Raw genomic sequence first — 22759 nt, forward strand, 5'->3', positions numbered from 1 at the left:
ACATCTCCCTTTTGTCGAATTATGGCAAAAAGGGAGGATGATGACTGATGCTGGAAGAAAAGAAAGTGGTATTTCATTTCAATGGAGGAGACACGATTTCTCTGCGGACCTCTGAGCCTGAAGAAATCATACAGATGATTGCCAATCAAAACGACGGGTGGCTCCAATATGATGACATTGTCATCAATGTAAAAAACGTAACTTACATAAAAGTGGTATCGCCCTAAAGGAAAGAGATGTTACATGGGAGGAAAAGGCCTGATCGGAGGCGCTGAATTTGTGGATAAAGGGGACGACTTTTAGGGTCGCCCCTGCGCCCTATTTATACTATAAACAAACTATAAACAAAGGCTTCGCCAGGATTGTCGGCGAAGCCTTTGTTGCTGTTCATCCACTAAGGTTATCCTTCCACACCATTTCGAACCCTCGACTTGGGCCACTCCTTATTGTCAGAGAGGATGAGTTTGCTCATATTTTGGGCAGCTTTCCATTCCTTTACCTTCTCATCGTGGAAATGAATCATGTTCACTAACACTTCATGAGAGATGGACTGGAGTGCTTCTTCGTTATTTCCGGTGTGATGCAGTTTTTCACCGTCTTTTAAGATAAGCTCTTCTGGTATTCTCATGACAACATTGCCTTCCGCATCGGGAAATTCGATGATCTGCTTTGAGGCAGCAAGCCCGCCGAATCTATTGATTGTCCTCACAACCTCTGGAATCAGGTCGTTCATCTCCGTACCCTGTGTTATCCCTTCGAGGGTGACGAACACAAGGTCGCCATCCTTATCTACGTGTTCAATGGGAAACGGATAAGAAACAGATGTAATCCGAGTATTCCCAACATCATGTCTATTAAGGTCAGAAGATGGCCCTGTTTGACCAGACAAAATCGACAGGACAACGCTAACTGTCAAAAAAACGGAGACAACAAAAGAGGCGAGCCACTGTTCCGTTTTCACGAAATTCCCCCCAGTGTAAAATAGCTGACGAGAGAACAGGCAGCTTGTCGCCGCCTTACTTCCGGGCTGCCCACGCCTCCACTTCAACCTTCAGGGATGGCTGAGCCAATGCGGATACGTACGCCAAAGTCGTAGCGGGCGGATTGCCACCATGAAATTCATTCCAAATGGAGACGAATTGATCCCGATCAAGAGATTCGGTAAACCAGATATTTATTTTGAAAATCCCATCTGCTGTTACGCCTTCACTGCTTAAGATGCGGGTGATATTCTGCAAGGCATTGCGAAATTGGTCTTCCACCGAATCGGGAATCTCACCATTCAAGTCGGCTCCCACCTGCCCGGACAAAACGAGCAGTTCTGCGTCTCTTGGCAAGATGGAGAGATGTGAATACGATCCAATCGGAGGTGCTACAGTGTCCGGATTTTTGCGAATGATGTTCAAAGAGATGCCTCCTTGCGTATGGTTGATGAAAGTATCATTTTTTAAAGTATAACATTCTCAAAAGCAAATGGTCATTTCTTACTTTTAAACCTGTTGTTAACAAACAACGAATGATGTTACAACAGAATCACTCAAAGACAGGGAAGCCGAACCGAAAGAAATTTAAATATCTTGAGACAATCGAATCATATCCCGGCACTGTATCCCGTTCTCGTAAATCTCTTCCGGGTAATGCCGAAGAAAAAAATCGACATCTACACCTACAATGCGAAAGCCGCACTTTTGATAGAGAGCCAATTGCCCGATGCTTGAGTTTCCTGTGCCGATTTCTATTGTTTCATAGCCTTTCTCCTTGGCCGTTTGGATCGCATGCAGCACCAGCTTTTTCCCGATCCCTTGGCCGTGCATCGTTTCAGCAACAGCGATGTTCACCAACTCTACCGTGGCAGGCCTCGTCGGCAGAAGTACGTAAACCCCGATTGGTTGATAATCGATTTCCGCGACATAACATTCTCCTCTGTTCACGTACTCTTCAACAAGACTACGAGAAGGGTCTGCGAGTAACAACAACTCCATGGGGGAATCTTCATGGGCAAGCAGTTTTCTGATATTCATGTCTTTCTCCTTTTTGTAGAGATCACTTTTCAAGGCTGTAACCTGTTCCGATATGGAAAATTCGCCGAAAGGCTTGGATTACCTTGTTGCGTTCTCTACGCTAACCGTAGGCTTGCGTGAGATGCCGTTATGATTATTGGGGGCGTATGATGAAAAAGAAAAATATATTTATAAGTTAGGTATTCCTATATCTTAGGCACCCATTTCCCTGAGGAAGCTCAACATTGCGAAACATTTTCCTTTTTTTGGAGTCTAATGTATTGTGAGATAAAATGTTAAGGGAGGTATTATACTTGAAAAAAAGCTCTTTTCTAACGTCATTAGTACTCGTAATGTCTATTGGATTTTCAGGACTGATGACTCAATCAGTTTCCGCTAATAGTGCTGTTGAAGTACAAAAGGCACAATCGCAGATTGAACATGTCAAGGTAATAGGTATAGGCTTGAATTCCCCTTGGGCTTCAGTAACTGAAGAATGGTATGACCCAGTAACTGGATTTCAACGTAACGACAAGGAATATATTGACAGAGAGACGATAAATTCAGAAACTAAGGTTTATAAATATGAGCCGAATGAATCATTATTTAAAAAAAGTATGACGCAATATCAGGACGAGATTGTGTGGAAACTAGTAGGTTATGATAATCTCGGTGGTATACAAGTAAAAAAAGTGAAATCAATAGTAGAGCCCAAAGGTGGTATCTACCAAATAGCATACATTGACATCTCAACCGGACTCCCTATAAAAGAGGAAACTTACGGTAGCAACAATGAACATCTAAAAAGCTTTATTTATTTTTTTGATCATGTGAACGATCCAAGTGGTGAAATTTTCAAGGAGGTGGAAAAAAATACAGGTGTTAGCATAAAAAAATGAAGTGATAGTCACTACTTCAGGTTATCTCTAAACGCCCACTCTTGATATCCAGGATTGCAACCTTCTATATATGGTTCTGTGGTGTTATAGGGAGGTGAGAGACATTTTTGTACTCCCTTAAATGACGAAATGATGTTGACTTCTTTTTTTACCGGATATTACCAGATATTAGTCATAGAATTTCCTAATCTCTTCAATAAGCCCAGGACTATTTTTAACCAGATTGATTGTTGGACCAGCATAAAATACCATTGGTGCCCGTTTAACTAGACTTTTAAATGTATTGATATAGTAATTAAATTCCTCTCGATGGGAGCTATTGTAATAATCATTGGCTTCCATGTTCACCCCGATTATAGCGGTCGCGGAGGATTTTTTACCCCCTGCAATTGGATTTCCGGCATCATCCACTACTTCCTGCGCTTATGCACTATCATAAACCCGATTAACATTTTTCTTGTAGGTACTACCCTGGAAGTAATACTGTGGTTGGATGCAAATGTAGTCAAAAATATTTGTTTGGTTTGCAATGACTCCGAGATTATGTGTTACATTTTTCGCGTATTTACCATACCCATAATATGGGCACCACATGAATTCTTTATCATAGTTATTACGGACTTGATAGGAAATATCATTTAACAGTTTGACCATGGGGTTAGATGTTGGACGTGATTCGCTAATTTGTTCTTGAATCGGGAAGATAGTTTCAGTCCGGAAATAAAAACCATCGATGCCCCCATCCCAAAAAGTCTCCCCACAGATATCAATGACAGTATCTCTTGCTCGACTCATAAAAGTTTTATAGAATGGATAAAATGAACTAATCTTCTCAATGTTCTCCATGGTATATTGATTGTTGTCAATTGCAGGTAACGAAATGTAGAGATCTTTAGACCAAAGCGATGAACGTCTCCACTCATAAACGAAATCTTCTAAATCCGAAATCATCTGTTCAATAACACTTTCTTGATGGGCATTACTTTTTCGTAAGTCAAATTTCATTGAATCTAGGGTCATATCCCCAAGATGGACCACTAAAACCCAAATATTTTTTTATCAAGTTCATTAAGTATTTGCCTGTCGACTGTACCGTATCCTTTTCCGGTATAAACATGTAACGCTCGCATTCTTCGGTTTGCCATATTAAAAACCACCTTTTTTAGATTAAGCGAGAATTTGACCGGTCGTCTCTTCGCTTTCACTAACTAGGTAAAAAAATTTAGGGGTTGCTCACTTCATACAGAAAGTTTTTAATTTTTTAGGACCGATTAAAAAGATTGGTGTGTAACTCTTTGGTTAAGTAAAAAGTTCCACATTATATTTCGGAAAATTGGATATAATCAAGAATCAGTATCAAGAGCCCTCCTTAAACGAGAAGGGCTTTGTTGTTTTGCTCTGAATTGTAAAGTTAATTGTCTCTATCTTGGGATGGAGGCTTGCCGTCACGGTTACACTGTACAATTCTGGACAGCCGCTAAATTATGTAATGAGCTGATGGAGGCGCAATCGGAGAGGTGTTTGCTTCAATTGGAGAAACAGTGGTTAAAAGTCGATCTAGCTATTCTTGATGAGGTAGGGTTTGTTCCTTTAAGCAAAACAGGAGAGGAACTACTCTTTCAATTCTGCGTTGCTCGTTACGAAATAGGCAGCATGATTCTTACGAGTATTTTGGACTTCGCAAACTGGACTCAAGTGTTCAAGGATGAACAAATGACGGCCGCTTTAGTGGATCGACTTACTAACCGCGCTCACATCTTCGCAATGAATGGCGAAAGTTACTGATTTAAGCAAAGCCTGAAGCAATCGTGATCATGAAAAAGTTACCCACCATCGGGTGGCAATAATTTTGCCATGGTGGTCAATTTTTTGATAAGCACGGTGATTCAACATATTGATTGACTGAGATTGTAATTTTTTAGAAAAAGCCATCACTGGTTTTTACAATATTGGATATATTTCACTATTTGTTAGGGAATATAATTATAGCTATAATATTAAACGTATTAACGCGGTGTCGTTATGAGACAGCAAAAAAATGGCTGTCGACTTTCTCGACAGCTAAAGAATGTTCGGTGATTACTCCGAGATTTTTTTTAGTAAGTTTTGAAGATTTATAGTTTTAGCATTGATTATTTGATATTTGCCAAGTTCCTCCTTATCAGTACTAAATATATCTATAGAATGGTTGTCGTATAAATACAATAGATATGTTATTGAATAATCTTTTATTATTCGAATAGATTGGGACTCTTTAAAAGATGTGGAATCACGTCTTGATTTAAGTTCCATCTTGGAGAAAGTATCTAATATTTTTTTAATTTCATTTCGATCTTTGATTATTTTTCTATCTTCATTATAGTCTATAACAATAGCAGACACCTCTTCTTCGTTAAGTGCTACAATTTCTTTAGAAGGTGAACTTTTCAAGCTACTATAGGCATAAAATATACCGATAACAACAATAATAAATACAACAAAAATGATCATCTTTTTTTCAAAATGTTAAACCGCCTTTTGATTTTATCTGGCATACCTTTAAATAATTTGTTTAATCTACGATTTTCAAGCTGAACAGTTTTAACATGAATATTACCAAGAACGGAAAAAAAGAACAGTTAGTTGTAATGATACCAATCAAAACTAGCTTCGGATTTTTACAAAGCCGGGATGATGAAATTCCTCGACTTGTCTATATTAAATAGACGAAAGAAAATGGAAAAAGTTTCAAACTCTTTTTTTCTAGGAAATGGTTATTAGATAAAAATTTTTATGGAAAATTATATCATGGTGTTAATTTACTGAGTCGGGGAAACTACAGCTTTAAAAGTCTTCATGTCCTTGGTATAAACTATTTTAAAGGATGTCTCTAGGTGACTGTTCCAAACAGTTGCACCCAATAGAGGCATCCTATTTGTTTTTCCATCAAACCGGTAAGTTGGCTTTTTTTGTCCTCTCCTTCCCCTATACGCTGGATAAAACAGGAAAGGGGGCACGCAGCGTGTCGATTCATCCGCTTCGACTGATTGCGATATTTCTGCTGGCTGCTTGCGTAGCGGCCGGGGCGTACCACTTCTTACAACCGCAAACCTTTGTCTACGTCAAGCTGAGAGGACATGTGGAAAAAGCAAGCGGAGAAAAGCTGGCGGCAACGGATCTGGAGCGAGGCGAGATTCAGGTAGGAGGGCTGGCTCGCGGCCAATCGGCAGAAGCCCTTGGCCTGATTCCATGGGAACATGCGCCGCGTTACTTGGACAGACCGTTGTCTCGGCGAATAGAGGGAGGCAGACCGCTTTTGCCAGGAGACGTGGAGCCCGAGAGTGGCAAAACGTATGGCCGGGAGCTGGCAGAATCCATGACGGGCATCAGCATTCCAGTCAACAATGTAACGGGAGTCCACCCCCATGTCGCTGTGGGTGAACGCGTGCATGTATACGCCTCGTTTGAGGACGACAGCGGCGCACACACTGGGCTGCTCCTTCGCAATATGCCAGTCATTGGCGTGCAGAGGGAGATGGACGGAGCGATTCCCAGACTTCAGGCAGTCACACTGTCATTGCAGCTCCGAGAGGCGGTGCTGCTTACTCATGCCCTCCATTACGGGAAAATCCGTTTGGGACAAGCCTCTCTGCAGGAGGGGGAAGATACAGCGGGAATTGGCGATCAAGGCTTTGCAGCATCCCTGATCAAAACGAAAAAACGGTGGGGAGAGACGGAGGAGGGGCGTTAGTGAAAAAAAGATTGTTGATTATCGATGATGATCCCGCTGTAGGTACATTATTGCAAACACAGCTGGGAGGAAGTCAGTGGCTAGAGGTCTGCGGGCAGACAGCGAGCGTGGAGGACACATGGCGTGCACTAGACGAGGAGAAAATGGATATGGTCCTGCTCGGTGGAGTGCGGGAAGTGGAAAGGGGGGTGTTATGTCAACAGTTGCGTCTTTCCTTTCCACACCTTCATTTTATCGCTGCATGCACGTCGACTGAGCTGATGTGGGAGCCATTTTGGCGAAACCTGGGGATGTGGGTGATTGGCAAGCCGATCCAACCTGGTCAACTGGAGGTGCTGGCGATGCAACTTTCATCCTTGTCCACACCTCCTTCTCTACCACCAATCAACAAATCAGGCATGGGCGCATCCGGGATTTCCGGCCAGGTCTCATCCGTCTCGGAACCTTACACACAAAGCCATGGTTTCGTCGCACCAGTCGCTCCAGCCGCACCTGGCCAAGCGCCAGTCCTGCCAGGTCAAAGTTTGGCGGGAGGAACTGTTTCATCAGGGGGGACGGGTATGCCACTAACGTTTCCGGCTGTTGCCGAAGCGAGACCGGAGCCGCCTTACAAGGCAGATTCAAACGGTGTGCAGCGAGCATCTAAACGATTGATGACGGTATACGGACCAAAAGGCGGCGTGGGGAAAACCTTTCTTTCCCGCGAACTGGCTATTTATTTTGCGCAAAGAAAAAACGGTGACACTCCGTTAAAAGTGCTGGCTGTCGATTTCAATCTGGACCTGGGGACCTTTGCCACCGCGTTAAACCTGTCTCGCACCCCCAATCTCTACACTTGGGTGCAGGATATTGATAGACGGCTTCGTGACTGGATTCGTTCTCACGGCAGAGAGCCAGACGAATTGAACCAGCAGGAGTGGCAGGAGTATATCGAGGCGGTACAGTTATCGCCGCAGGAGGTGGACAATCATATTGTCGTTCATGAAGCGAGCGGATTGCATGTCCTCACCTCCCCGCGCGATATTCGGAACAGCTTTGAAATCAAAGACTATCATTTGTATCTGATTCTGGATGCTTTGAAGCACAGCGGCTATGATGTCATCTTGATCGATACTGCGCCCGATACGACCGATGCCACGATTCAAGCATTGTTTTTCGCCGAACAAGTGATTATGGTCGGCAATCCAGTAGTGGACTCTATTGAAAATATCCAACGTATTTTAAAGCTGCTGCGGGAGGCAGAGTACCCTGAGGAGCGAATCCAACTTTGCATGAACCGTCTGCAGCGCAAAGAGATGTTTACTTTGGATGAAATCCGCGCCTATTTTCAGTTGCATCCCAGTAAAAAAATCTTTGCGATCCCTGATGATCAGGAGGTAAAAAAGTCGATCAACACAGGCAATCCGGTCATGCTCCATCCCGGCAAGCTGGCTGCCAAGGACGCCATCATTGAACTGGGAAAAGCGCTTCTGCCTGAGCAGGAGGGGAACGGTGACTCGCTCAAACGCAAGGAAAAAGGACGATCCTCCCTGTGGAAATGGCTGAAGCGATAAAAAGAGAAAGGAGGGCGAAGTGGGAATGAGCTTTCAGAAAAAAACTTTACTGGGGATACAAACACCGCAGCGGGAACGAGTCGATTTACGTTCTGAGGCAAAAAAATCGACAAGGGAATCGCACACCTTGCAGGAGATCATGCAGATCAGGCAGCAGACTCCGGTAGACAGACGGCTGAGCCCGGAGGCAGAGGCGGCGATTCGCACGCAAATCGTGGAAAAGCACGGAAAACGATTGTGGGAGGAGAAAGCGCAGCCCGCTTATTTGCAAGAGCTTGCCAAGGATATCCGTCTGCTGCTGGAAGCGGGAACCCCGCTCTCATCGGCGCAAATGGAACTGGAAGTCGAGCGGTTGATTCGCTCCCTGACCGGATGGGGGCCGCTTGATCCACTGCTGGATAATCCGGATATTACAGAAATTATGTTTCATCGCTATGATCATCTGGTCGTTGAACGAAAAAGCACGGGACGGCTGGAGGTACCAGATACTCCTGTCTTTCGGGACGAAGATGAAATGCTTCGCCTGCTCGAGCAAATTGCAGCCACGATGGGACGAGAGTTCAACGAGACCAAAGCGGAGCTGAACACGCAGTTGCCCGACGGCTCTCGGGTAGCAGCAACACATCGCTCGATTTCCCCCGATGGCCACATGTTGACCATTCGAAAGCACCGCGATCTGTTGACGGAGCAGGATTACCTTTCCTATGGGTCCATTTGCGAACCGATGCTGACCTTTCTCAAATGGGCCATCGGCTATTCACGTGCCTCTGGCATTGTAAGCGGGGGGACCGGTTCGGGAAAAACGCATTTGCTCAACCTGATTTCCCAGTACGTGCCTCATCATCTGAGTATCATCACGATTGAAGATGTCCTAGAAATGAAACTGCAGCACCCGTTTGTCCGCCGATTTTTGGCCAAACCGGCGAACTACGAAGGGAAAGGGGGCTTTTCCATCAAGGATTGTGTCCGGCTCTCCCTCCGAAAGCGGCCCGATGTGATCATCGTTGGGGAGACACGGGGTGGGGAAATCGTCGATATGCTGTGGGCCATGAATACGGACCATCCAGGAAGCTGGAGTACAGCTCACGCCAACTCTCCGCGCGCTCTGATCGATTCCACTTTGCCCATACTGTTCGCCAAAGCCGAGGAATCCTACAGCACCACGGAGCGAAATCTGATGATCGGGTCGGCCTTGGACTTGATTGTCCAGGTAAAGCGCTTTGAAGAAGACGGCAGCCGCAAGGTAGTGGCCATTACCGAGGTTGTTGGAACGGGTCAGTCCCATGAGGAGCGAATCCGGCAATCGTGCAACGTCAGACAGATCAACCCGGACCGCGTTTACTTGCAGGATATTTACGTGTACGAGCCAACCGGGATCAAAAATGGACGGGTAGTCGGACAGTATAAATGGACGGGATATCGACCGGAACAGTTGGTGCGCCGCTGGACGGAAAAGGGGCTTAGGCAGGAAGAGTGGGAACGTGTCTTTTTTACGACACCGATACCGATGTAGGAGGGGCGGTCATGACCATTGGGAGCTTGTACATTGCGGCAGGACTGGGGATTGGAACGGTAATGCTCACGCTTCCCCAGGCATTTTTCCAGCGACGGCAACCGGAGGGAAAACACGATATCGTCCACCAGTTGCAGCGGGATCGCAAAACGATGTGGGACAAGCTCGATCTCAGACTTCAGCAGTCTGGTTCAGGGATCGGGATTCATCGGTACGTGGGTCTTGCGTTTCTGTGCGGGCTGGTCTCTTTTGCTGTCAGTCAGCAGATTTTAAAGTCGTGGATATTGGCTCTGCCCGCATTCTTTGCCGGTGTGCTTTTCGTCGAGAGACTGGTAAGCGTTCTGGGAGCGAGGAAAAAGGACCGGTTCGAAGCAGACAACGTGAAGGCGATTCGCTTGATGGCCAGCTCTTTGCGGACCTCGCCATCCTATTTGCATGCATTTGAACAGGTGGCAGCCAGTCCTTATCTGGATAAAAGCGTCACCGCCGAATACAGCAGGGTCGTAGAGCTTTTGCGGGCACAAGTGCCGCTGGAGCGGATCATGGAGTCGTTCTATCAGCGAACGGGGTCTACCGATATTCGGTACCTGGCGACCATCGTCTCCATTCAGCGGGAGATGGGCGGGGACATGGCAAAAACGCTGGACCTGGCAGCCTCAACCATACTCAGAAAAAAACAATCCTTGAGACGACAGCGGGCGGCCATGGCTCAAATCACAGCGCAGGTAAATCTGCTCAGCATCATGCCTTTTATCTTTATCATCGCCCTGTATGCAAACAATCCCCTGCACTTTGAACCGTTGACAGCTACTTTATCGGGGAGGCTGACCGTCTTGGCAGCACTCGGGTCGATATTGATTGGCGGAGAGGTAATTCGCCATCTGGCCCGCAAAGGGATTCATAAAGGGGGCTGAACTCATGCTCGTACTGGGGACACTGGCTAGCGTTGTAGGACTGGCCGTATTTCTATGGGGATTGCCTGTTTGTCGGGGAAAATTTCGTACAGATCCTGTCCATTCCCTGCTCGGACGAATTGACCGGGAGCAGCATACTTATCTCGAACATTCCTTTGGACAAGCTCCATCAAAGTGGCGGATTGTTCGCTATCTGGAACAACAGAATGGACTGCTTGAACGTATTTGCAAGCTGACCGGAATCAACATGGACCAAACAGCAGACATGCTTTATCGCCTTCGCTCTGGCTATACCTTGGCGGAAGTGGCTGCGGCCAAGGCGATCGGCGGAGTCGTCCTGCTGGCGATCATCATTCAGGTGGGTTTTCGCCTGTCGGCGGGACAACCGTGGAATGCCAAGACAGCGCTGCCCGTACTGGCTGCTGTCCTGCTGTTTCTGCTTCCTACCTTGCTGCTGGAGTGGGCAGATAAACGAGCCAAGGCAGAAATCCGTGAACAAGTGCCCATTTTTTTTAGTATTGTGCAATCGCTCGTAGAGGCAGGGATGCCTATTCAGTCCGCGGTCACACAGACAGCAAGCCGTTTCGCGGGACGGTTGGGACAGGAGCTTGCACGATTGGAGACAGAGGAGAGGCGCAGCGGCAACTGGCGCAAGGCCCTGGAAGACACGGCGTTCCGCTGGGAGGTCGACTCTCTCTCGGCGATCGCTATGGAAATCAACGAGGCGATGAGCAAAGGGGTAAGCATTGCCCAGATGATCGCGGCCCAGGTGGAGGAGCAGGTGCGTCAGCAGGAGGATGAGGCTTCTGATCATATGAATCGGTTAAATGTCCGGCTGCTTCCTTTTGTCATTGTCTTGATGGGAGTGCCGTTGTTGTTTCTTGTAATGGGCCCTATTTTTATTGGGATTGATGAGAGGCTTTGAAAAGGGAAATCTAGGAGAAGGGTGGTTCGCTTTACTATTCTGCTGAGAAGATACAAGGACATGGAAACATTGAACACTGGTAATAAAATATTAGTTTTAAAATAACTTATTTACAAATATTTGGAATAGCGGTAGTGTTTATATGGAAAACATTTCAATAAAAAGGAGAGATGATGTTCATGAAGTTGTTTAGGCGTGCCACTATTTGTATTCTGAGTACACTATTACTAACTAGTCTAAGTAGTCCGGGGCTTGCTAAAATTAACTACTCAAATAACTTTAAAATTAAGAATGAAAGTAAGTTCCAAATTACAAACGAGGCTTATAAAAAAGTAGTAAGTGAAGAAAGAAAATTAAACTCACGTAGAAACACTAGTGACGTACTAATTGTAGATTTTAATAGCAGAGAAGAAATCGAGTCTCTAGTCGATAAGCATCAGTTAGTAATTGGTGTTGAAGAGGTAAATTCTGAAGATACCGATCTACGACTATATTGGTCTGGTTTAAATAGCAAGGGTGTTGAAATATCAGGGAAGGATGAAGTTTTTGTAGACATTGATGGTTATGTTTCGGAGAGTAAAGATGAAAAAGATAAACAGTTCATTATACAGACCACTGTATTGGATGCAATAACCGATCATCTGGCTTACCTACAGGAGGACGAGGGGGAGGCAATTGATGAAAGGAATACATCTTCTCTTTTAGCCGCTTCACAAGAATATGACTGGACTGATGTTGAATGGGATCAGGTAGCTAAATACTATCCGCCTTATGGGAAAATAAGGTTAAATTATCAAATAGCCAAAGCTAGAAGTTTGCATACTTCTGATAAGGGGAACTATATGTCCTCCTACTTAAATGCTCAGGTAAACCCAGGTGCTCAATTAGCGAAAGGCGATAGTGACTATGACTCAGCTTATAGAGTTTTAAATATTGAATTAAGATCTAGACCAAGGACTGCAGATCGTACCCCTTTTGTTATGTTAGATCACGAACCAGTTAATACCGGTCGTTCCGGTAGCACTTCTCATTCTGGTGGTCTAGGTTTTGATATGAGAGGTGGAGGGTCTTTCAGCTATGCTTATCAATTTACACAGAACTGGTCAGATCTTACATTGTCCGATGAGAGTGATGATTATGGCGTTTGGGTTTACGATGTAAGTGGAAGTTTGAGGAGCCAAGTCGTTACAGCAAAAGGCGGAGCCATTTATAGGGTTCCAAGTGAATATTCAAGTCATAATATAGGCGTATATGCGTATGTTGATTTTGGTGGAACATTTGTGAAAACAGTAAGTAGAGTTGCCAATGAAAGTATAAAGGTAAGATGGTAATAACGTATCAAGGTATGTATAATAATACATATCTTGATATTTTTTACTTTTAGGAAAGGGTGTATTTTATTGGAGAAAAATTTAGCTGTTTTTGCTGCTTTCTTGGTCGGTTTTTTATTCAGTATGTTACGACCTTATGATTCCGTAGACTTTTTTGAGTTTATGATTGGTGTCCTAAATATAATAGGATTATTAGTTATGATAGTATTTGGAATAGTAATAATCGTGCGGGCATTCTCAAGCCTAAATAAGAAGTAAATCAGTATTCGGGAGTATTTTGTAAGTACAAGTGGAACGGTCGCATCTACGACTGTTCTTTTTTGTTTAAGGAATCTCGTTAGCAGTAAATGAATAAGTTTCTTTGCGAAAGCACTCTTTCTTTTGACAAGGTATAAGTACAAGAAAAAAAGGAGTGATTGCGATGACATGGGTATCTCAGTACTTGAACCGTTTTGTCAAGGAAGAGGATGGCGTGACGATTGTGGAGATGGTGATTATTGTGGCCGTCGTATTGATCTTGCTGATTCCGACGCTGCAGGGACTGGCAGGCACGGAGCAGGACAGGCTGGAAGAGCTTGAGAACATGATTACGAAATGACGCACGTCGTTCTACTTCTGGTATTGGGAACGGCTGCCTACTTTGATTGGCAGTATCGGAGGATTCCCAATACCCTCACGTTTCCGGTCATGGCGGCAGGGCTGATGTACCAGTGGCATACAGGCATGGGGTGGGCCGCCTTGACTGGACTTGTGTGTGCATTTATGTTGACGATTGTTCCTGTTGTTCTAAGAGGAATGGGGATGGGTGACCAGAAGCTGCTGATGGCGGTTGGAGCTTGGACCAGCTGGACAGAGGTGTACCCTTTATTTCTTCACTCCCTGTGGGTCTGTCTGATTGTCATGATGTGTAGGCCGCGTATCTGGCGGCGTCTTGGTCATAATTTGTACAACATGTTCATGGGATGGAGAGCGCATCGGCAATTTTGGATGCCGCAACCTGCAGAGGCAGCTTTGTCCTTTCCCTATGCCGTACCACTTTTGGGGGCATACCTGGTACAAGCCTTGTGGAGGTAAGCCAAATGAGAAGGAAATGGCTCATCGGCCTCCGCGACGAGCGGGGCACACAGATCTTGGAGTTGATCCTCGTTCTTCCCCTTCTCTGGTTTCTGTTTATCTTTTCATTTGATCAGTTTTCGATCCTGTACAATCGGCAAAAGGTTCTGGCTGCAGCCTATGAGGCGGGACGAATTGCCGCTGTTCAACCCAATTTCGGGTTAGCGAAATATCATGCCATGGAGTTGGGACATGCAGAGCTGGAGCAAGGAATCGGCAGGACAAGCAGCGACGTTCGGCTTTATGTACAGGGTGGATGGGAAAAGGGAAATCATTTTGAGGCGGAAGCAACCATGCAATTCAGGCTTCTTGCCTCGGGAACCCCGTATGAATTGAAGGAAAGCTACCATCTCATGATCGAAAATGCGGAGAAGAGAAGGGAGTAAGAGTGTTGAAAAAAAGAGACAGGACGATGTCGAACTGGGCAGTGGAAAAACTGGCCGAGGAGCGCGGGACCACGACAGTGACCGCGCTCTTTTTTCTCATCTGCATGGGTGGTTTATTGGCGCTCTTACTTGTGATCGGGCAGGTCAATCTTGCCAAGATGCGGACACAACAGACTGCGGACATCATTTCAAAAGGAGCACGTGCAGCTGGTGCCGGGGAGTATCTGGATCTTTTTGGAGAGAAGCAATCCGTGCTATTTGCTACAAAGCAGGATGCTTTGCAACACGACGCAGATGTTGTTCGCGGGGCACGGGAAGAAGCAGAGGAGTTATGGCGATTAAACAGCCCGGCAATAACACGCCAGGCCAAAGATGCGACGATCAGGCATCAAAAGGGAGAACAGAGGCGTTTGTACAACCAGGGAATCTATTATGTGGAAATTGTAACAGATTATCCGATTCATCATTTTTGGGGAGAAGTTAATGGTACCTTTCGCAGGGTATCCCAATCCGGGATTTATGACTTTTAGTTTGGTCAATTATGTAAATTGTGTTATTTTTGTCCTACACACGTATGGTAATTTGGGTTCAAATTCAAATTCCAATAGTGTGGGAGTGAGTGAGCCGTGCCGTCAAAAATCGTCGAGCGGTACAAGCGTATTTTGGGTGGAGTACAAAAGCGCTTTTCGCCGTACGAGTTTGAGGATGCCCAATATCGCAAACAAAAGGTTCAACTGGTCATACGATATGCGATTGAACATGTAAAAATGTGGACGCCGGAGCAGGCTCGCAATGAGCTGAGTATCCAGGATGTCAAGGATTTGAAGCTGCATTTGATACGCGAGTACATCGAACCGCCGATTGAGGCAAAGGCTCAGGATGTCTACTATCTGGTCGAATACGCATATCCGTACCTGCCCAAACCATCGGAAGAACAGAAAATACTATGGGTCTATCAGGAAGTGTTGGATGGTGTCCGGCGCCATTTCCCCCCGTTGTATTTTCAAAGCATAAAGGGAGAAGAGCGTGCCAAGGTATGCTTTCAATATATGTGCCGCGAGCTTATGAAAGTAGAAGACTTGCGGCAATTGCCCAAGATTTTTGGAAAGACGGAGCGAGCATACGCGCTCCTTAGAAAATATAAGCTGAAAATCCTTGTAGACACGCTGTATTTTTCTCCCTTTGACATGATTACAGACATGTTTCCGGAGCTGGCAAAACCTAACCTGTGGGAGGATGTATAAATTTATTTGCGTCCATGCGCTGTCTTTTTTTACGGTAGAGTTAGTTTCATTGGCTTATAAGCATATGAAACGGCCGTAAATGATTGGTGAGAAAAGGAGGAGTTGCAAATGGCAACAGTTGAAGCTCACCAAGACCGCTCCACAGGAGTGGAAATTCTTTTGGAGCGCCGCGTGCGTTACCAAAAGCACAAGCCTGGAAAGCATTTGTCATTGGACCGAATGCCCCAGGGTACTTTCCAGATCGAGTCTCTCACTCGGTTCGGAGAGAGGATTATTCTCAATGACGGTATCGTAGTAATGGAGAATGCTCCAACCGTCATGGAGCGCGGGGGAAGGATCGCCCTTCTGCTCGCAACAGGGGAGGAACTCTATTTTTACGTAGAGTAGACTCCAGTGCTCGCCCCGTACGGTTGCGTACAGGGCGAGCTCCTATCATGATAAAAAGATTTGACGAAGGGCGAAAGATGTAGCAAAATGTCTAATAATGTATAAATATGTCATTATTGGGGGTAATTTGAAGTGATGGCGAAAAGCGCATTAGAATTGGTGAATCGCTGCTACGAACAAACGAATTGCCTGATCTCCGTACTGGATCTAAAGGAGACCTTTATCGAGTTTGTGTTTGGTCCTTATCAGGATCAGATTGTCTCTTCCCATGGGCTGGAATTCTTCTACAAGCATTTGGACGAGATTGAGTTGACCAATTGCCGGGTAGATTTCGACCGCGCAGTAGAGAACTGGTACCGGAAAGAATGTGAAGAAAAATCGGTGGTTGCTGGTTATCACGATGTCTTATTTGACATGGTCAAAGATACCGTCGCTCAGTATCATTCCAGTACCCGTGACCAACTGGTCCGGGATGTTACGAAGGTGTTAACGTCACCGAGCGGATTTTTTCACCGCTGGAAAAAAGGTCAACGGGAAGAGAACGATTTTCCCACGTACTTTCGATATTTGATGAGGCTAGGGATTCGTTCATTAGCGGATATCGGAACCTTGGTGGACATGTGGCTGCTGGAGCAGCCTCAGGCATTCAACAAAATGCAGCAACAACTGTTTGGCAAACCCCCCAGAAGAGGGCGGCCGAATAACGTGGAACTGGCTCAACTGCAGGATTTGGTAAGCAAGCTCAAGCCCCATTTGACACATCAGGAGCGGGAGAGACTTCGAAAGATATACTACTACCACCGAAAAACGCTCTCCATGGTAGAGATGGTAGAAAAGTTCAAGAAATATTTGTGGTCAAAAGACCGTGAAAATGACACGCAGGTAGGCTAAACATGTTCAAGCATGTTCATCAATTTGTAAGCCAGTTTCGTGAACTGGAGAAAAAAGAAATACACCATACTCAAGAAGAAGAACAGCGTCTCAAAGTACTAAAAGAAAAACTAACGAAACTGGAACCCGATGAAACACCGAAGCAGATTCATCAGCGTTGTATCGCTGTTGTCAGCCTGTATCCCCAGGCTGGAGCCAGTTTTCTAGCTGGAAATACTGCTTTTGCTATGGCAGGTAACGGACATACAGTAAGTCTTTGCGAGCTGCCGGGAAGAGTCTCCCATACCTATTTTGCTCTCGATATTGCGCAGCGAGCACCTGTTTTCTCACAGCAACGAACTGCATCCACATCCATTCTCTTCTTGCAAAATAATAATCTCCGCATCCATGTTGAAACTCCACTATCCCAAACCAAATTTACTCAGAATCATACAGACTGGCTTTTTCGAATGAGTAGAGAGAGTGCCGTTGTTTTGATTGACTTCTCTTCCGATTGGCGCGACCAACAAATCGAGCACTTGCTTGGATTCGTTGATGAAATCTGGGTCGTCATTGATACAGATATAGCCCGGCTTACCCGGATGATGGTAACAGAACAGCCTCCGAAATGGTGGCTTGAACAGCAGAACAAAATTAGAATTATTGCCAACAAATGGAGCGAGAGATGGAACCGCTCTGCGGTGATGAAAAAAGTGGATGGGACCTTGTCACTTTGGGATGAGGGGAATCCCGTTCGTGTCGAAAAGATTGTGCCGCTTATTGATGGAGAAAAGACCTTTGAAGCCCACTCGAAGGCAAAGCTGTTGTTGGAAGAGTACCCCGAGGAAGAGAGCGGTTTTGCCTCACTTTTATCATGAAGAAGGAAGAACGCTATGAAAAAACAGACCTTATTCATTATCAGCATCATTTCTTTTATCCTTGCTGGTTCGTGTTTCTATGCAGCGACTCGCTATATTGAGGTACTCACTCTAGAACGTTTGTATGCACCGGTTGTGAAGGTAGCGCCAGGAAAGGAAATTTCTCCGTTTGAACCGATCACAAAAGCCGATATCGTTTTGGTTCAGGAGGAAATCGATGAAATACTTCCGGATTCAATCAGTGACCTGGAGAGTGTCATCGGAAAGAGAAGTACACAAACCATCTACGCCGGTGAACAACTGCTGAAGAGGAAGCTAACGGATGACCAGTTGCTTCCGGAAAAAGGGATGGCGCGCTATGAATTTCCACTTACATTTTTTAATCCCGTAACGGAATTGCGAAAGGGTGACCATGTGAAAGTATGGGTTACCTATAAATCACCGTCCGAGCTGGAGCATTTACCGGAGCCCAGCCATTTTGTGAAAAGCAATGGCACTGCCGATCTGTTATTTACCACCCAGCTGGCAACAGTGAGAGACAGTAACGGTACGGAAATTTACACGATTAAGCCAAGCCCGCTTCCTTCACCCGATCATATGGATGCTATATTTAACGGCTCCAGGGAAAGGCCGCTGTTAAACGGTGAAAAGCGATTCCATGACTATCGCTCACAACCGACTGCTCTGGCGTCATTTATCGGATTAAACCTTACCGATCACCAATTTACAGCGATCAGCGAGGCGTTTCTGTACGGTGTCGTTCAAATTGGTCAAGTATCCAGCCCTGAGGTGGTGACAACAAAATGAAAACGATCGTTTGTTATCCTGTAAAGTCTTTGGTTTATACTTATTTGCCTAGCAAATGCCAAGCCCTGGTTTCAGAATCTTCCACAGATTTTTTTCGCTTGGCCAAGCTCTATCAACCAGAGGCTGCTGTGCTGTTTTCCGAAATGTTCGAGACACCTGTCTGGGACTGGCTTCCAAAGGTAAGAGAGGCATTGCCGACTGAGACGAGGATCATAGTCGTACCGCTGTATCAAAATGAAAGATTGGTCAAAGAAGTAGTAGAAGTCGCTGATTTAAACGGCGTGTATACCCTTTTAGCCAATCTGTCACAAGAAGAGATACGGAAGGCGATCGGGCAAATCTTTGGATGGGAAGAAGAAGACGTTGAACGCCAGCGAATCCCGCCCGAAAGGCAAGGACTGATTTACGCGCTGATGAGTCATGGAGGTGCAGGGATCACATCATTTTGTATCAACTATCCCGTATTACTTGCCAAAGAGTACCCCGAAAAACGGATTTTGGTGTTGGATATGAACCTTCATAAGCAGGATCTGACCCGCTTCTATAAGCTGCAGCAGTTTCAGCTCAGTCTGTTCCGTCCAGATTTGTTGGACATGCGTACAGCCCGGCAAAGAGATTGGGGAAAGCTGTGCAAACAAAGTAGCTATTGCCCGAATCTCTTTTATGCGAACGCAACGAGCAATTGGAAGAGCGTAGAGATCTCTAACCTGATGACTACCCTTCGTGAACAATTTGACTTTGTCTATATCGATTGGGGCTATAGTTTCCCGGAAACAGAGGCATTGAAAAGACTTGTTCACATTGCCGACCGCAATCTGTTCTTCGTAAGGTCTGACCCGTTTAGCATCGAGGGAGCCAAAGAATGGATAAAAAGCTGGAATCAGAGAGGCATTGATTATCAGGTAATGCTGAGCCATATGGAAAAGGGTCAGGTCAATCGCATAGGGGAAGGGATATCAGTATACGGGGTGGTTCCCCGTATATCAGACGATCGGTTGAGCCAGTCGCACCGGACTCACAGTGTATTGGTTGAAGAGTTTCTTCCTCCTAAGCCGTATATCACAGGACTGCAAGCAATCATGCAGGCTGAAAAAATGGTCAGAGGAGCGGTCGTGTACCAATGAATATGGCGCTCAAAAGATGGCAGGCAGCAGACCTCAAAGATATCCATGATATTCAGCAAGCTGCGCGGGATTACCTCAACCATTTTGGTTCAACCCGCGAAGAGAAGATGGAGATGCAGCAAATTTTAACTTTAGCGGAACAGGGAGATCGAGACAGCCATAGTCACATCATTCTTCGACTGGAGCATTACTTCGAGGAGGTGCTGCGACGTCCAGTCCAGGAGTGTATTCTTCCACATGTAAATGCGTATGAAGGCCTGGTTTTTTCCACGTATGGGTGGGGAATCTTGGACGCTGTGCTCCATCTCTCCCCATGGGTGGAGGAGGTGAGGCTATCTGCAGGAAGAAGGGTTGCTTACATTGAGCAGGGAGTGAAGAAGTTTTTAGACTATATCCCTACTTGGCAAGAGGTAGAGACGCTGCAACAAAAATTGACCAACACGGCAGGTCTTTCCTTTCATGAAAAGAAGCCACGGCTCAGTGGCTATCTGGAAGCCTTAAAGGCGAGATTAACCATGTTTACCTTTCCCTACTCTCGTGTGCCGGTTATTATCGTTCGCCGCTTTGCCACACCCGCTTTTTCGCTGGACGATCTCCGTAACCAAGAGAAGCCAACCTTTGACGATAAAGTGCAGCTGCTGCTGGAACAGCAAGTTTATGGTCGGGGCAACGCACTGGTGATTGGACCGATGGCGGCCGGAAAAACAACGTTGATGCTATGCATGCTGAAGCTCAAGAACCCGCAAACGGAATACATCACGATCTTTGAAAGCGAGCATGAAATGAGATTTGGTGATGTGTGGAGTGGAGAGGTGATTGAACTTCAAAACGTTGAAGAAATCGGGATTGAATTGGCCAATTCCTTCAAAGATATGTACCGTTCCACCGCCAATACCATCCTTATTGGGGAAATACGTGAACCTATAGAAGCGTATCACTTCATTAATGCCGGAGTACGTGGAACGGATGCTACGCTTGCCGCGATGCATGAGCGATTTCCACATAAGGCACTCAACGATTTGACAGATTTGGTCTATCAATACGGGGGACGAAGTGTTGAGCTGACACAAGAGAGGATCAGTCGCGCTGTCAACTTTATTAATTCATTGACCTACCGAAATAACGGTCATCGCTTTATCGATGCCATACATGTGACAGAGTGGAATGAAACGATGAATCGTGTTGAATCCGTGCCGCTGGTCTATCGCAATATGGTTACTGGTGAGTACGAGTGGACAGGGAAACAGATAGACGGACACTTGGTTGAGTACATGTGCCACGTAGGAAAAGCAGATCTTGATACATTAAAAGAATTGAGACTGACAGATAGAGGAAGAATCCTATGAAGCTATTTCTATTTGTCCCGATGTTTGTATGTCTTCTGGTCAGCTTTTTCCTTTTGAGCTTGTACCTTTATCGGACATGGACTTCACCAAAGGTTTTCTTTTCGAGAACCGTTGCGGAACTGCGCGAAAAGATGCTCAAGCGCAAAACCAACCAGTTTCTTTACAGCCAATATGAACGTTGGTGTCGGGTGGCTGGAGGAGTGCCTGAAATCGTTTTGGGCCTCTCGATCGTGGGAGCGGTATCGGGTTTTATTTCCGGGCTGCTACTGGGAAATGTCGTGGTGTCCTTATCGCTTTTTATTTTGTTGCTGCTTTTGCCAACCCTGTTGCTGTACGCCAGGTATACGGTGCTGATCAACCGAAAGATCGCCTCTTTTTGTTTATTTGTTGATCTCTTCGCTCGATATTACAGCAGTAAGAAAAATATCGTTCTGGCTTTTCGAGAAATGGTTGAGGAATGTCCGAAAGACCTTCTCCCTGATTTATTGTTGTTAATCAATACATTAGCGGATGGAGGGGATTCTTCTTTCGCCCTTCAGCAGTTTGCAGAGCGGTTGAACCACCCGTGGGCTTTTGATTTTGCGACCTATGTGACGAGCGGGTTGGAAGGAGAAACGGAGGACATACAAGCAGCATTAAACCGTTTGACCAATGAAATGTTTGTTCAGCAGGATGAAAAAGAAGAAAGAAACAGCGAAATCCATTCGATATGGATTAGTTTGATTCTGGTGATCATCATTTGTATCTGTTTGATTCCCTATAATCAAAGTCTGTTGAAAGAATCATACAGGCTGTATTTTTTCACAGCTGACGGACAAGCTATCTTGTCGCTGGCGGTGACCGTGTGGTTCATCTCAATTCTGTTGGCATTCATCTGGGGAAGGAGGTATCACTAATTGCCCACGATCTATATGTATACCGCTTTGTCATTGGGCGCTATTTTTGTCTTCATCGGTTGTCTTACACTGGGGAAGTACGCGATCAGCTTTGAACATCGTCGGAAGCTGTTTGTATCCATACCCTGGAAAGAAGTCTGGTCAAAGGCAGTGAATTCCTCGGATGATCCGGCGTGGGACCGGTTGCTGGAACGTGCGGGCAGACCTTTTGGGTGGGGAAAACCAGAATGGGTATTATCACAAGTTGTCTGCGGTACTGCGGTATGTCTGCTAATTCTGTTTGGATCGATGTTCATTCGGGCAGCTTCGTTTCCTCTTTTGACATTGTTGATTGCTTCGACTCTCAGTTTTTTGCTTCCGTATTTTGGACTGAAGATGTGGGCCAGCTATCGGGAAGAAGTATTAAGTACAGATATCGCCCGTTTTATTAACCGATATGTGAATTTGCTGGAGAACCAGGTACCCGTCTATTCCGCAATGCTTAAAGCAGCTCGTCCGACTCGCTTGCTAAAAGAATATATCCCGAGTCTATCGGATTGGAATCAGGACCCGGATGAGGCTTTGGAAACATTCAAAAGGAAGCTTGGCGTTGATGATGGGATTATGCTCGTCTCCAGTATGAGGACCATTGAACATTTAAGCCAGGGGCAGGTCTCCATTACGATGCAGCGATTGGAGTGGGCAGTTGATCATCGGCGCATGTTTCGTCACCGGAAAAAAATCAAATCACTGGGCATCGGTTATAGCATCATTGTCTATCCGGCATTTTACATGGGCTTGCTAGTGGCTATGTATCCGTGGTACAAACTGCTCACCGAAATTCTGGATAAATATCTTACCTGA

Annotated in this window: 27 protein-coding genes; 22 read left to right on the forward strand and 5 right to left on the reverse strand. The window is 45.6% G+C overall.

Features of this window, described 5'->3' with window-relative positions; genetic code table 11:
• Positions 1–47 precede the first annotated feature (47 nt).
• Positions 48–227, forward strand: coding sequence for a hypothetical protein (locus tag NDK47_RS00980; RefSeq protein WP_251873047.1), 180 nt, complete (start codon positions 48–50; stop codon positions 225–227).
• A gap of 173 nt (positions 228–400) precedes the next feature.
• On the opposite strand, the gene NDK47_RS00985 is transcribed toward NDK47_RS00980, so the two are convergent.
• The 3 genes from NDK47_RS00985 to NDK47_RS00995 form a co-directional block, all read right to left on the reverse strand.
• The gene (locus NDK47_RS00985) at positions 401–961 is read right to left on the reverse strand and encodes a hypothetical protein (protein ID WP_251873048.1); all 561 of its coding nucleotides are present in this window, start codon (positions 959–961) and stop codon (positions 401–403) included.
• A gap of 55 nt (positions 962–1016) precedes the next feature.
• Positions 1017–1406: a RidA family protein gene (locus NDK47_RS00990; protein WP_251873049.1), complete on the reverse strand. Its 390-nt coding sequence runs from the start codon at positions 1404–1406 to the stop codon at positions 1017–1019.
• A 162-nt stretch (positions 1407–1568) separates the two neighbouring features.
• Positions 1569–2021 (reverse strand): GNAT family N-acetyltransferase, encoded by a 453-nt coding sequence (locus NDK47_RS00995; protein WP_251873050.1) that lies wholly within the window; start codon positions 2019–2021, stop codon positions 1569–1571.
• Positions 2022–2314: 293 nt separating this feature from the next.
• On the opposite strand from NDK47_RS00995, the gene NDK47_RS01000 reads away from it, so the two are divergent.
• Positions 2315–2899 carry a hypothetical protein gene (locus NDK47_RS01000; protein WP_251873051.1) on the forward strand — a complete coding sequence of 195 codons (585 nt, stop codon included), beginning with the start codon at positions 2315–2317 and terminating at the stop codon, positions 2897–2899.
• A gap of 423 nt (positions 2900–3322) precedes the next feature.
• Here the strand turns inward: NDK47_RS01000 and NDK47_RS01005 are convergent, their stop codons facing one another.
• Entirely contained in the window at positions 3323–3919 is a 597-nt protein-coding gene (locus NDK47_RS01005; protein WP_251873052.1) for a DUF4855 domain-containing protein, read from the reverse strand.
• Positions 3920–4330: 411 nt separating this feature from the next.
• On the opposite strand from NDK47_RS01005, the gene NDK47_RS01010 reads away from it, so the two are divergent.
• Positions 4331–4684: an ATP-binding protein gene (locus NDK47_RS01010; protein ID WP_305883359.1), complete on the forward strand. Its 354-nt coding sequence runs from the start codon at positions 4331–4333 to the stop codon at positions 4682–4684.
• Positions 4685–4978: 294 nt separating this feature from the next.
• Here NDK47_RS01010 and NDK47_RS01015 read toward each other — a convergent pair whose 3' ends face one another.
• Positions 4979–5389, reverse strand: coding sequence for a hypothetical protein (locus tag NDK47_RS01015; protein WP_251873053.1), 411 nt, complete (start codon positions 5387–5389; stop codon positions 4979–4981).
• A 511-nt stretch (positions 5390–5900) separates the two neighbouring features.
• Here NDK47_RS01015 and NDK47_RS01020 point away from each other — a divergent pair.
• The 19 genes from NDK47_RS01020 to NDK47_RS01110 all read left to right on the forward strand — a co-directional run bounded on the left by NDK47_RS01020 (position 5901) and on the right by NDK47_RS01110 (position 22759).
• The gene (locus tag NDK47_RS01020; protein ID WP_251873054.1) at positions 5901–6629 is read left to right on the forward strand and encodes an RcpC/CpaB family pilus assembly protein; all 729 of its coding nucleotides are present in this window, start codon (positions 5901–5903) and stop codon (positions 6627–6629) included.
• Positions 6629–8182: an AAA family ATPase gene (locus NDK47_RS01025; protein WP_251873055.1), complete on the forward strand. Its 1554-nt coding sequence runs from the start codon at positions 6629–6631 to the stop codon at positions 8180–8182. Before NDK47_RS01020 ends, NDK47_RS01025 begins: the two co-directional genes overlap by 1 nt.
• A gap of 25 nt (positions 8183–8207) precedes the next feature.
• Positions 8208–9695 (forward strand): TadA family conjugal transfer-associated ATPase, encoded by a 1488-nt coding sequence (locus tag NDK47_RS01030; protein ID WP_251873056.1) that lies wholly within the window; start codon positions 8208–8210, stop codon positions 9693–9695.
• 11 nt (positions 9696–9706) lie between these two features.
• Complete coding sequence (locus NDK47_RS01035; protein ID WP_251873057.1) at positions 9707–10609, forward strand: type II secretion system F family protein; 903 nt, start codon at positions 9707–9709, stop codon at positions 10607–10609.
• 4 nt (positions 10610–10613) lie between these two features.
• On the forward strand, positions 10614–11534 hold the full coding sequence (locus tag NDK47_RS01040; RefSeq protein ID WP_251873058.1) for a type II secretion system F family protein: 921 nt from the start codon (positions 10614–10616) through the stop codon (positions 11532–11534).
• A 179-nt stretch (positions 11535–11713) separates the two neighbouring features.
• Positions 11714–12865 (forward strand): hypothetical protein, encoded by a 1152-nt coding sequence (locus NDK47_RS01045; RefSeq protein WP_251873059.1) that lies wholly within the window; start codon positions 11714–11716, stop codon positions 12863–12865.
• 421 nt (positions 12866–13286) lie between these two features.
• Complete coding sequence (locus NDK47_RS01050) at positions 13287–13463, forward strand: Flp family type IVb pilin (RefSeq protein ID WP_251873060.1); 177 nt, start codon at positions 13287–13289, stop codon at positions 13461–13463.
• Positions 13460–13939, forward strand: a complete 480-nt coding sequence (locus NDK47_RS01055; protein WP_251873061.1) for an A24 family peptidase — start codon at positions 13460–13462, stop codon at positions 13937–13939. Before NDK47_RS01050 ends, NDK47_RS01055 begins: the two co-directional genes overlap by 4 nt.
• 5 nt (positions 13940–13944) lie before the next feature.
• A complete protein-coding gene (locus tag NDK47_RS01060) occupies positions 13945–14364 on the forward strand; it encodes a TadE/TadG family type IV pilus assembly protein (protein ID WP_251873062.1) in 420 nt (139 codons plus the stop codon).
• 26 nt (positions 14365–14390) lie between these two features.
• The gene (locus tag NDK47_RS01065; RefSeq protein ID WP_251873063.1) at positions 14391–14894 is read left to right on the forward strand and encodes a hypothetical protein; all 504 of its coding nucleotides are present in this window, start codon (positions 14391–14393) and stop codon (positions 14892–14894) included.
• A gap of 96 nt (positions 14895–14990) precedes the next feature.
• Positions 14991–15608: a DUF4046 domain-containing protein gene (locus tag NDK47_RS01070; RefSeq protein ID WP_251873064.1), complete on the forward strand. Its 618-nt coding sequence runs from the start codon at positions 14991–14993 to the stop codon at positions 15606–15608.
• Positions 15609–15716: 108 nt separating this feature from the next.
• On the forward strand, positions 15717–15995 hold the full coding sequence (locus tag NDK47_RS01075; RefSeq protein ID WP_251873065.1) for a hypothetical protein: 279 nt from the start codon (positions 15717–15719) through the stop codon (positions 15993–15995).
• A gap of 135 nt (positions 15996–16130) precedes the next feature.
• Complete coding sequence (locus NDK47_RS01080) at positions 16131–16886, forward strand: hypothetical protein (RefSeq protein ID WP_251875902.1); 756 nt, start codon at positions 16131–16133, stop codon at positions 16884–16886.
• A gap of 2 nt (positions 16887–16888) precedes the next feature.
• Positions 16889–17743 carry a CpaE/TadZ family protein gene (locus NDK47_RS01085; RefSeq protein ID WP_251873066.1) on the forward strand — a complete coding sequence of 285 codons (855 nt, stop codon included), beginning with the start codon at positions 16889–16891 and terminating at the stop codon, positions 17741–17743.
• Between the two features lie 15 nt (positions 17744–17758).
• Complete coding sequence (locus NDK47_RS01090) at positions 17759–18550, forward strand: SAF domain-containing protein (RefSeq protein ID WP_251873067.1); 792 nt, start codon at positions 17759–17761, stop codon at positions 18548–18550.
• Positions 18547–19674, forward strand: a complete 1128-nt coding sequence (locus NDK47_RS01095) for a hypothetical protein (RefSeq protein ID WP_251873068.1) — start codon at positions 18547–18549, stop codon at positions 19672–19674. Before NDK47_RS01090 ends, NDK47_RS01095 begins: the two co-directional genes overlap by 4 nt.
• On the forward strand, positions 19671–21020 hold the full coding sequence (locus NDK47_RS01100) for an ATPase, T2SS/T4P/T4SS family (RefSeq protein ID WP_251873069.1): 1350 nt from the start codon (positions 19671–19673) through the stop codon (positions 21018–21020). The genes NDK47_RS01095 and NDK47_RS01100 overlap by 4 nt, the downstream gene beginning before the upstream one ends.
• A 200-nt stretch (positions 21021–21220) precedes the next feature.
• Positions 21221–21916: a hypothetical protein gene (locus NDK47_RS01105; RefSeq protein WP_251873070.1), complete on the forward strand. Its 696-nt coding sequence runs from the start codon at positions 21221–21223 to the stop codon at positions 21914–21916.
• Positions 21917–22759 (forward strand): hypothetical protein, encoded by an 843-nt coding sequence (locus NDK47_RS01110; protein ID WP_251873071.1) that lies wholly within the window; start codon positions 21917–21919, stop codon positions 22757–22759.

This window comes from Brevibacillus ruminantium (assembly GCF_023746555.1).
In the GTDB taxonomy this organism is placed as follows: domain Bacteria; phylum Bacillota; class Bacilli; order Brevibacillales; family Brevibacillaceae; genus Brevibacillus; species Brevibacillus ruminantium.